We start from the raw sequence: 9860 nt of genomic DNA on the forward strand, positions 1-9860 counted from the left end.
ACATGCTTCAGGAAACACTTGGCCTTCGCATCACAGGATTGCGGGTCCTGACCCAGAAGCCATGCACATCTTCGCCGGGATGGCGGTCGCCAGGGACGGTTCTTTTCTCGTTTGGAGGATTGTTGCTGTTTCTTCAGGTCTGCGGTCCATCGGTAAACAGTGGCACGGCTTCCTTTAAATCCCTGGGCTTTGATCTCGGACAGAAGCTGCCGACCGTTGCGACATCCTTCGTTCCAACGTCGAAGAAGATAATCCTCGAACGCCAGAAGGGTATGGTATGAACCGAGGGGCGATGGTGCTCGGGTTCACCACCCGCTGCCAGCCACCGTTCAATTGTACGCACACTCATGCCGACCTGCGGTGCAATCTGCCTCGCAGAGGTGATCCCGGCATCCCGCAGGCGCATCACCTCTTCATACAGATCACGACGCTGCAGCTTTCGCTGCTGCCGCAAGCTTTGCAGCGATGTTTGCTTCTGCGAGCCATGTTCCGGGTCATCATGACCTTCTGCAGCGATTTCAGTCATCGCGGCGACGCCGGCAAGACGAACGGCCTTGCGATGACGACCGACTGCCAGACGAGGAGCTTCGCCCAAATTCGCGAGAAGATGCCAGCGATCCGCGATCTGAGTGGCATCAGGGGCACCTCGTCGTCCGCCCTCGGCATAAACGCCAGCCCGATCGCGGGCGATGATCTCTATGCCAGGATGACGCGCCAGCCATGCGGCCACGACATCTGCATTTCGTTCGGGAAGCAGATCAGGAATGCGGTTGCGTTCCAGATCGCAGACAATCGTGCCGTAACGCTGGCCCTTGCGCCAAGCCCAATCGTCAATACCCACGATGCGAGGGGCAGGATAGGGTTCATGCGCCGAGGAGCGTACCATTCGCAGAAGTGTATCGCCGCTCACAGGCATGGCCAGCTTTTGCGATAGGCGACCGCCGGGCTCGCCGCCTGTGGTAAAACTGATCGCTGTTTGCGCCGTGCTGAGGCGATTGGTTCGACGGGCATTTGCCGAAACCGATCCCGGAAATCGTTCGGTGAATATACGCGTGACGCATTGGCTATCGACACATCGAAAACGACGGACGCGAAGTCGGATCTCTGTAGCTTGATCCTGACAGGGCAGATCGGCGATCTGGCGCATGTAGTGACTGTGAACGCGACCGCTGGACTGGCCGCAAGTGGGGCAATTGGATGAGGTCGAAATCGACTGCGCCGAAATGACGACAGCGCCGCATTGGCGCGCGATCTCCACAACCTCGAAATTCTCCGGGAGCAACGAGTTGAAAAATTCAAGCACGAGCAAATCACTGCATAGACTACGATTCCGAATCTATGACCGTATTCGCGCCATATGTGAATCCTCTTGCACCAAATATGCGGAAGAGCCCAAAATGATTGGCGCGGGATCTGCTTTGATGAAGATCATCGATTCCATCTGCCGGAACAACCCAAGTGGTTATGCCATTGCCCACTGGGTAGACCAGACCCCGGGAGATGCGCATGATCAACGATCTCCGGAACAAGAACCCAGTCATCTAACACTTTGGCCGTCGGGACCTTTATGGACTCCAATGGCGATGGTGTCGGCGATTTCCAGGGCGTGGTGCACCGCCTCGACTATCTCGCCGATCTCGGTATTTACCGCCATTTAGCTCGTGCCGTTTCAGATGCCACCTGGAAAAGACGATGGTTACGACCTTTCCAATTATCACAGGGCGTCGACGGGAACTAATCACTTCCGAGAGTTATGTCATGTGAGCTCAGCTTCGTGCAGGCAAACGATTAATTTGTAAGCCGTTGCTTACAATAATCGGATCGCGAACCTCATCGTTTTTCCATTGACAAAGCAGCTTTCTGGATTCCGCCGACTCGATATTTGGCCACCCAGGCTCGTCGTCAGACGGGTCTGCTCGTCACTTTGCTCGGCTCTGGCAGGGAGTATTTCTACTCATTTACGTTATCGAGCAATAATTATAGCAGTTAGATTGTGCAGCGAATAAGCACTCCAATTAGTTGAATTCGCATGGGGTACTGACGTCAAGATATTCAATCCAGAGTCAGGTGGGAAAATACACTCAGGAAGGGAAAAACAAATGTCCTTGCACATCAGCTATGCAAACAAGGAACTGACAGATCACGCCCGTGCGTCGCAGCCAGCAAGCGCGGCGCTCGCCCAAGGAACGCAATATTCCTTGTTGTTAAAGAACAAGTCGGCTCAACCTTGGACCTTCTATGTCTATCAGAAGATGCCGCAGCCGGTCGCCAATGTCTTCTCGTTGGCGTGGTTTTGCTCTCCGTATCAAATCCGGGTTGGCAACCAAATCAAATTCACTTGGGAAATCGATTATAACTTCGTCTGGAGCGACACCGGACAGCTGATTCCTGGCGTGGATTTTCTCGCATCCGGTGTTCAGGACGGCAGCCCCAGCGGCAAAAACACGACCACGTTTTCCTTGAATGGCGGCCCCGGCTTGAGCGATCCGGTCAAGGGTGATCCTGCCGGGTCCCTCGTCATAAATGATGCCGCAAATGTACCAAACAGCCGCTTCTCGGTCGGCATCGGGATGTCTGGAACAGGAACCTACGTCGTTCAAGCCGGCACCAATCTGCAGCACACGTTCACGCCGACGCCGAGCTACTGGATTGCTGCGGGAACGAATGTGAACATCGGCACGGTTCTGAGCATCGACACGATCACCCAGACCAGGGAAGCGAAATTCCCCTCTGCCGTCTTCGATCTCGTGGGCACGCTGCGGGAGGACAATACCTGGGAGGTCGATCCGACCTAACGACCGGATCAGTTGGCCCCCGCTCCGCAAATGACAAGGCGGAGCAGCCGGGAATGGAGTGCCCGCCGTTGATGGCAAAACGCCACTTACGACCGAGGCACTCCGTTTCTCACAAATGCATCTTCATCAAAGGACGCAACGATGTTCGCAGGACCTCCTATCGGCGCTGTGTGCCCTTTTGCAGGTCAAGTCGATCCTGTCTCGGGTTCGCGGAATACGATCTGGGCCAACGCGGCCTGCGCAAGCTCGGGCGAGACGGCGGGAACAAAGGCCGGCGCGCCCCTCAGCTACGTCGAAGCCCAGGGCTGGATGCTGTGCGACGGACGCTATTTGAGGGCGGTCGCATATCCGGAACTGTATGCCGTTCTCGGGGGACTTTATGGAGAGCGCAATGCGGGGGCGGATCTGGAGTTCCGGATTCCCGACTACCGTGGGCTGTTCCTGCGCGGCTTCGATGCCGGCGCTGGCATGGACCCGGATGCCAAGCAGCGGTTGGATCCCACCGGCAACAATGTCGCGAACGTTGTCGGCTCGCTCCAGTGCGATGCCATGCAAGTCCATACGCATTCCTATGACGTGACGACGCCGGCAGGAATTTCGCAGCAGGGCAGTGCCGCTGGAACATCCATTTCAAGCAAGGCTACAGGCTCACCGGAAACTCCCGCACGTACGGCCTCCGAAACACGTCCCAAGAACGTTGCCGTCAACTATCTCATCAAGTTTAGGTAAGGACGGGAAAGGATTACGCAAATTCCTTTTCTTTCAAACGGTGTAACGGGGCCCTGAGTCACATCCTATCGGCCCGCAAAAGAGGAGAAAGCGCAATGACTACGATAGTAAGGATGTTCGAATTCGTATCGGCTTTCGCCCTGGCCGTCACCATAGGGCATGCAGTCACGGCTGAGGAGCACCATAAAGCCAAGGCCGGCGTAAAGCCTGTCGAGACAGGCGTGGTAATTCGCGGTGTCACGCTTCCCGGCCCTATTGGGGCGCCGGGAACGTCAACCGGCAAGACATGCGAATTTAGCGGCGAGCCCGTGGATCCATCCGGACGCATGGAAGGGGCGAGCGTCAACTGCAGGCCAAATGGCAATCTGGGCAATACGCTGCCAGGACTGCCTGCACGCTTCAACGCCTATTGCATGATCAAGGCGCCGGTCAAAAGCGCGCGGCTCATCCAAGCTCCTCGATCGGAAAACGCCAATCATTGCGATCTCTCCGGCATTACCCGGAAAGACGCGACTGGCCAATTTGGGGGTGCGGTCTGGCGGTAAGCTTTCCGACCTCGACTGCGATTTCTTCGCCACCAGCCTTCACAAATGGCTGGGAGCGCCGGTCGGCAATGGAATGTCGATCGTCAACCGGCGTCAGATCGACCGGACCTGACCCCTGCTTGCACCCTGCCAACCGGCTATCGGCATAGACAAGTTCGATCACTGGAATCTCGGCACGTATAATTCCGCAATTCAAAATGGAATTGCACCGGCCATCCAACTGCATAAGGAGATTGGAGCGGGCAGGATGCATGCAAGGCTAGGCGAACTTACCCGATATTGGATCGGCCTTGCTCACGACATTCCCGGCTTCACGCTTCATACCCCGATTGCCACGAACGAGTTGAGTGCGATTAGTTTGCTTTCCATCGACGGCATCGATATGAGAAAGCTCGAAAGCGAGCTTCGCGAGAAGTACTGCGTTCATGTGATATATCGCAAGGTCAAGGAGACGGGCATTAAGGGTGATCTGGACATTTTCGTCAGCGCCGTGCGCGATGCCTTAGCTAACTCGGCAATGCCCTCGACCCTACAAAAACAGTGAATTGCACGGCCTGCAGCAGGTGGTTGACCTTTCCTGACCGGTGGCGGGCTTTGGACCCACCACTTCGGATATCATCGAGGACCACCTTTTCTGGCAGTGAATATTATTCGATCTTCACAACTATTTTTCCAATATGGTCGTTCGAGTCCATGAAGCGATGAGCCTCGACAATTTGGTCAAGCGCAAAAACCTTGCCGATCTTCGGTTTCAGGGTGCCATCAACGAGATGCTTGAAAATATACTCTTTCGCCTCTTTCAACGCTTCTGCGTCTTTCAAGAGTTCTGGAATCGCCCAGGCTCGAAGTGTGAGGGCTTTCGACATTGCCGACCATATCGGGTAAGGAGCCGGTCGAGGATCAAGCAGTCCATACGCAAAATATATTCCTTTGTAAGCAGCGTCCGAGCCAGGATCTCTATTCCACTTCCGAGAATAGGATCGTAGATGATCCGGGCGCCTTTGCCGTCGGTAATATCGGCAACGCGTTTCACGACGTCCTCGACATCGCTGACAATCACATGGTCATACCCCAGAGAGAGGAGCTCGGCCTTCTTCTTCGCTGACCGCGTAATGCCGATAGCTATGCCGCCTTCGGCATTGACAACCTCCATCGCTGCAATCGCGGTGCTACTGCTGGCCGCTGGAAGCAGGACAAAGTCACGATTGGCGACATGTCCGAGATGAACCAAGGCCCCGTAGGCGGTGAGATACTGCATCCAGATGGATGCGGCCTCTTCCGGCGTGAGATTGTCTGGATAAGCAGCGAGCGATGTGACGGGTACGACAGCGACTTCACCATAGACGCCGTAACGGCTGAAACTGAAATTGGGAATGGTGCTAAAGACCTTCCCGACCAATTTCTCGTTCACACCGGGGCCGACAGCTTCGACCACGCCGGAGGCTTCATAGCCAAGCTTGGACGGAAACTGAGGCTGAACGACATAGTGTCCTTCGCGGAAAAGCGCTTCCGCGCGGTTCAGAGAAAATGCTTTGATGCGAAGGCGTACTTCATCCTTTCCCGGTTGGGGGATCGGGAGGTCCTCGACTTGGAGAACCTCTGGTCCTCCAAGCCGGTGGAACTGCACAAATTTTGCTGTTTTAGACATGAGCTTCTCCTGACGGGTTGCACGTCGCAACGTCACGACACTGTTGGGGTAATAACGGGATTCTATTCGAGCGCGGCGAGGCCGTTGACATCAGCGCCGGCCGACACTGACCGGATCACCAAGGCAGCGCACCCTGGGCATTCGAGAAAGTGCCCGTGCCGCTGTCCGATCCGAGCAGAGCGACCCGCACCGGTTCACGCGCGGCCTCCTCGACCGATCCGCCATATTCGCTCATGTCGGTGGCGGTAAGGCCCGGGCAGACGGCGTGGACCTTGATGCGCGTGCCTTCGAGCTCGATCGCGAGCGCTTGTGTGATCGCGTTCAAGGCGCTCTTCGAGGCCGTGTATGTGCTCGTATATTGGCGAACAGGGTTCGAAGGATCGCTGTTCAGCGTGAGAGAGCCGGTCGCGCTCGATATGTTGATGATTTTTGCCGCCGGCGCTTCGCGAAGAAGGGGCAGCATCGCTTGTGTGACGGCAACGACGCCAAATACGTTGGTCGCGAATACGGTCCGTAGCTCGTCCAGATCGACGACAGACAACCGCGTTTCCGCCATGATCTGGGCGTTGCTTCGTGTGGGATCGCCACCATGTCCGACACCTGCATTGTTCACGAGAACATCGAGCCGGCCATAGGTCTCGCGGATGCGCTTCTCCGCCTTCGCGATCGAGGTTTCATCGGTGACATCAAGCGGAATTGTCCGGGCGTCCGGCCCAACACTATGAACGACGCTCTCGCCCGCTTCGAATCGTCGCGAACCTACAAGTACGGCGAAGCCCTGCTGCGCCAGATCTTTCGCGATCTGCAGGCCGATCCCTTTGTTTGCTCCGGTAACGAGTGCGACTGGTTTGTTATGCATCTATGGTTCTCCGTTTGAACTTGGCAAACACGATCCTTCGTGCCATATACGGAACGATCGTCCGCTTATGCATATACGGAATCATGTTCCGTTTAGCAAGGGGTAGAATTTGTCCGAGGATACGAAATCGTCGAGCGAAGCTGAGGCCCAGGTGGCGGGCCGGCGCCTGCGGGCTGATGCGCAGCGCAATGTCGGTTCGCTTATTCAAACCGCATCGGAGGTATTTGCCGAGGCAGGGGTGGATGTGCCCATACGCGAAATCGCGGACAGGGCGGGGGTGGGCGTCGGCACGCTTTACCGCCATTTTCCGACGCGTTCCGACCTTGTCGTCGCCGTCTTCCGCAAGGAGGTCGACGAGTCCGTCGAGGCAGCGAAGATGCTGGCCACGCAGCACCCACCGGGCGAGGCGCTCGAAAAGTGGGTCGAGCGCTACGTTGATTTTATCGCAGCCCACCGTGGGCTGGCCGCAGCCTTCAATTCGGGCGATCCAGCTCTTGAAGGATTGCCTGCACATTTCCAGGAGCGACTGGGCCCCCTGGTTCAGAAACTTCTGGACGCTGCGGCCGCGAGCGGCGAGATACGCTCGGGAGTGATGGCGAACGAGCTCCTGCACGGCATCGGGATGCTATGCGTGCCGCCCATGTGCGGTGAGCCGACTGATCCGCAGCGGATGGTGGGCTTGTTTATGGACGGATTACGCTTTCGCTGGTAGCCGAACGAAGTTTCCGCCGGGAAAATGATGCCCTCGGAGGTAGCGCGGCACTCAACTGACTAATTTGCGCCTTACCCTTTCGGGGCTGGGCGAGAGAACTCTCACTGACGTTCTTAGTTCTGATGACATGGAAAACGGTGCGAAACAGGACAAGGCAACTGCGGAAAGGGGATTGGGGCGATATCCTCACGCGATCATCCGCCGAGAGCAGCTTACGCAAATGGGCGCTCAAGCTGAAAGAAAGCGTCGGCTTCAAACGAGCTGTCATCACAGTGGTAAGAAAGCTGTATGCGACGTCCACGCCCCATCGATTTCTCAGTTGCAGTGATGTGAGGTTGATCTACGGCCGTCAAATGAGCTCACCGAAGAGTAATTGACGAGCTCATTGTGAGGCCTTGATGCGGGCGGCATAGGTCCATGGCATCAGGGCATCGATGTCTTTGGCGAGGTGGCCGTTTGCGAGGCGGGTGAAGAGATCGCACAGATAGGCGTAGGGCTCAACGCCATTCATTTTACAAGTGCCGATCAGGCTGGCAAACCGGGCCCAATTGCGGCCCCCTTCATCGTGCCCCGCAAAGAGCGCATTGCGGCGATTCATGGCGGGGCGGCGGATCGCGTTTTCCACCAGGTTGGAGTCGATATCGACGTGGCCGTCGTCCAGGAACAGCCGGAAGCCGTCCTGCCGCGTCAGCATATAGGCCAGGGCTTTTCCGAGGTCAGACTTGCTTGAGACGCGCTTGGCTTGCGCTGCCAGCCAGGTGAAGAACTCGTCCACCAGCGGCAGGGACAGGTCCTGTCGAACTGCCCGGCGATGTTCGGGATCTGAGCCGCGGATACTGTCTTCGATCTTGTAGAGCGCGGCGATCCGCACCAGCGCCTCGTCGACGATGGGCGATCCACTCTTTGGCGTGGCCTTGATCAGCTTCCTGCGGCCGTGCGCCCAACAGAAAGCCAGCTTCAAGGGATTGCCACCCATCCGGTCCGACGTGGCGAGGTGAGAGTAGCCACCGTAGGCATCGACCTGAATCGTGCCGTTGAACCCATCAAGGATTTCAGCGGCATATTCGCCCTTACGCCCAGGTCGATAATGGAACACCACGCCCGACGGCGCGGATGTTGCCGCAACCACAGGGACAAACGATGCTCTCGGGCTCGATCACTTTCTCGACCCGCGGCAGGTGTTCAGGCAGCGCACGGGCCTTACGCTCCTTACGAGGAACGGCCTTTTCCGGATCGGATGCGCTGGCTTCGATCTTTTTCTCGACGGCGGCGATCCGGGCCTGTGTTTCGGCAATCGCCGTTTCAAGGTCTTCCAGCGCCAGTTCCATCTGCGCCGGATCGAGCTTTTCCGATTTCGGCCCGAACTTCGCGCGCCGATAGTCGTGAACCTGCCCCTCAAGCTTCTCGATCAGTTCCTTCAACTCGGCGATGAACGCGTCCTTTTCGGCCACCACAGCCTGCTCATGCTGACGTGCAGCACGCTCGACCGACAGCTCGAACTGCATCGCCGCAAAGGCTTTGACAACCTCTGGCGGAAGGTCCGGAAACAGGCTGAGATCAAGGAGCGAAGACATGCGTCTTCATAGCAAATCCAAGCAGAAAAACCCAATAAAACAATGCCAAAACAGGGTGACTGAGTCATCCTGCCGCAGTCGGCGCTGTCACCCGTTGCGCCATAACCCGTCGCCAATCAAGACCTTCGAACAAAGCTTCGTATTGACCCCTGGAAAGACGCATCGTCCCATCCTGAACCTTGGGCCAGGCAAAGTTTCCATGTTCAAGAATTTTGTAGGTTAGCACCATTCCGGTGCCATCCCATACCAGGATTTTCAGGCGATCCCCGCGCTTCGACCGGAAGATCACCGTCACCCCGGAATGCGGATCGAGCTTCAACTCGGTCTGCACCATCAGAGCCAGCGCCTGATGCCCACAGCGGAAGTCCACCGGCCGCGTTGCAATCAGAATCGGCAGGCGTTGGCCCGCGACGATCATGCCGTCCCTCGCATGGCTCGCACCAGAGCCGCCACACGTTCAACCGGCACATCGCCGGGAACCCGCATCACAACATCCGGGCCGATCTCCAACGTCAAGACCGACGAAACCGTCGCCGGCAGCGGCGGCGCCAAAACATTCACAGCCTCGCTCGGCTCTGCCGCAATCGCCAAAGGCACAAATGCAGGCTCGGCATCGCCGCTCTCCGACTGGCCCGACATAGTCTCAAAAGGCAACGCCAGAATGCCCTCGCGCACTTGCCGGCGCCACAAGGAAAGCTGGTGCGCAACAACGTCATGACGGCGCGCGACATCAACAACACGAACACCAGGCTCAAGGCTTTCCGCCACGATCCGCGCCTTCACATCATCCGGCCAACGCCGGTTTCCGCGGCGCGGCTCGACAACTTCGTAGATCCCATGGGCTGGATGACGGCCGGCGTTTTTGCAGAATGAGTGGTCGTATCACCAACCACTTTATTCTGAGGTCCCAATGTTCAAGAATACAGACGCTTCGACCGCCATCCAGACCAACCTTGCCGCAATTTTTGTTTCGATGGAACTGTCTCGTTCAACCTGGC

General features: G+C 57.1%; 11 protein-coding genes and 2 pseudogenes. 6 read left to right on the plus strand and 7 right to left on the minus strand.

Going from position 1 to position 9860, the window contains the following annotated elements; genetic code table 11:
• Positions 1-133: 133 nt before the first annotated feature.
• A complete protein-coding gene (locus PY650_RS35290) occupies positions 134-1303 on the minus strand; it encodes an ISL3 family transposase (protein ID WP_285884701.1) in 1170 nt (389 codons plus the stop codon).
• 203 nt (positions 1304-1506) lie between these two features.
• On the opposite strand from PY650_RS35290, the pseudogene PY650_RS35295 reads away from it, so the two are divergent.
• The 5 genes and pseudogenes from PY650_RS35295 to PY650_RS35315 form a co-directional block, all read left to right on the plus strand.
• Positions 1507-1718, plus strand: a pseudogene (locus tag PY650_RS35295) (alpha-amylase family glycosyl hydrolase); the annotation flags it as partial.
• Positions 1719-2099: 381 nt separating this feature from the next.
• Positions 2100-2795, plus strand: coding sequence for a protein rhiA (locus tag PY650_RS35300; RefSeq protein ID WP_120709119.1), 696 nt, complete (start codon positions 2100-2102; stop codon positions 2793-2795).
• Positions 2796-2936: 141 nt separating this feature from the next.
• Positions 2937-3524: a tail fiber protein gene (locus PY650_RS35305; RefSeq protein ID WP_285884702.1), complete on the plus strand. Its 588-nt coding sequence runs from the start codon at positions 2937-2939 to the stop codon at positions 3522-3524.
• A gap of 95 nt (positions 3525-3619) precedes the next feature.
• Positions 3620-4069, plus strand: a complete 450-nt coding sequence (locus PY650_RS35310; RefSeq protein ID WP_285884703.1) for a protein rhiC — start codon at positions 3620-3622, stop codon at positions 4067-4069.
• Positions 4070-4316: 247 nt separating this feature from the next.
• The gene (locus tag PY650_RS35315) at positions 4317-4613 is read left to right on the plus strand and encodes an aminotransferase class V-fold PLP-dependent enzyme (protein WP_285884704.1); all 297 of its coding nucleotides are present in this window, start codon (positions 4317-4319) and stop codon (positions 4611-4613) included.
• A gap of 103 nt (positions 4614-4716) precedes the next feature.
• On the opposite strand, the gene PY650_RS35320 is transcribed toward PY650_RS35315, so the two are convergent.
• The 3 genes from PY650_RS35320 to PY650_RS35330 form a co-directional block, all read right to left on the minus strand.
• Positions 4717-4890 (minus strand): zinc-binding dehydrogenase, encoded by a 174-nt coding sequence (locus tag PY650_RS35320; protein WP_285884705.1) that lies wholly within the window; start codon positions 4888-4890, stop codon positions 4717-4719.
• The gene (locus PY650_RS35325; RefSeq protein ID WP_285884706.1) at positions 4887-5717 is read right to left on the minus strand and encodes a zinc-dependent alcohol dehydrogenase family protein; all 831 of its coding nucleotides are present in this window, start codon (positions 5715-5717) and stop codon (positions 4887-4889) included. Before PY650_RS35325 ends, PY650_RS35320 begins: the two co-directional genes overlap by 4 nt.
• Positions 5718-5832: 115 nt before the next feature.
• Entirely contained in the window at positions 5833-6576 is a 744-nt protein-coding gene (locus PY650_RS35330; RefSeq protein ID WP_285884707.1) for an SDR family NAD(P)-dependent oxidoreductase, read from the minus strand.
• Between the two features lie 109 nt (positions 6577-6685).
• Between PY650_RS35330 and PY650_RS35335 the strand changes: the two genes are divergently transcribed.
• Positions 6686-7288 (plus strand): TetR/AcrR family transcriptional regulator, encoded by a 603-nt coding sequence (locus PY650_RS35335; RefSeq protein ID WP_285884708.1) that lies wholly within the window; start codon positions 6686-6688, stop codon positions 7286-7288.
• Between the two features lie 382 nt (positions 7289-7670).
• Here the strand turns inward: PY650_RS35335 and tnpC are convergent.
• From tnpC to tnpA, 3 genes and pseudogenes are all read right to left on the minus strand, one after another.
• A pseudogene (gene tnpC / locus PY650_RS35345) lies at positions 7671-8862 on the minus strand (IS66 family transposase).
• Positions 8863-8926: 64 nt separating this feature from the next.
• A complete protein-coding gene (gene tnpB / locus PY650_RS35350) occupies positions 8927-9280 on the minus strand; it encodes an IS66 family insertion sequence element accessory protein TnpB (RefSeq protein ID WP_104827321.1) in 354 nt (117 codons plus the stop codon).
• Entirely contained in the window at positions 9277-9696 is a 420-nt protein-coding gene (gene tnpA, locus PY650_RS35355; RefSeq protein WP_285884709.1) for an IS66-like element accessory protein TnpA, read from the minus strand. Before tnpA ends, tnpB begins: the two co-directional genes overlap by 4 nt.
• Positions 9697-9860 lie beyond the last annotated feature (164 nt).

Source organism: Martinezella calliandrae, from assembly GCF_030272695.1.
In the GTDB taxonomy this organism is placed as follows: domain Bacteria; phylum Pseudomonadota; class Alphaproteobacteria; order Rhizobiales; family Rhizobiaceae; genus Rhizobium; species Rhizobium calliandrae.

Bases quoted from the DNA above. Each gene is read 5' to 3' on its own strand.
- tnpB (WP_104827321.1), bottom strand. From the start codon at position 9,280: ATGATCGTCGCGGGCCAACGCCTGCCGATTCTGATTGCAACGCGGCCG.
- PY650_RS35310 (WP_285884703.1), top strand. From the start codon at position 3,620: ATGACTACGATAGTAAGGATGTTCGAATTCGTATCGGCTTTCGCCCTG.
- PY650_RS35305 (WP_285884702.1), top strand. From the start codon at position 2,937: ATGTTCGCAGGACCTCCTATCGGCGCTGTGTGCCCTTTTGCAGGTCAA.
- PY650_RS35315 (WP_285884704.1), top strand. From the start codon at position 4,317: ATGCATGCAAGGCTAGGCGAACTTACCCGATATTGGATCGGCCTTGCT.
- PY650_RS35330 (WP_285884707.1), bottom strand. From the start codon at position 6,576: ATGCATAACAAACCAGTCGCACTCGTTACCGGAGCAAACAAAGGGATC.
- PY650_RS35300 (WP_120709119.1), top strand. From the start codon at position 2,100: ATGTCCTTGCACATCAGCTATGCAAACAAGGAACTGACAGATCACGCC.
- PY650_RS35325 (WP_285884706.1), bottom strand. From the start codon at position 5,717: ATGTCTAAAACAGCAAAATTTGTGCAGTTCCACCGGCTTGGAGGACCA.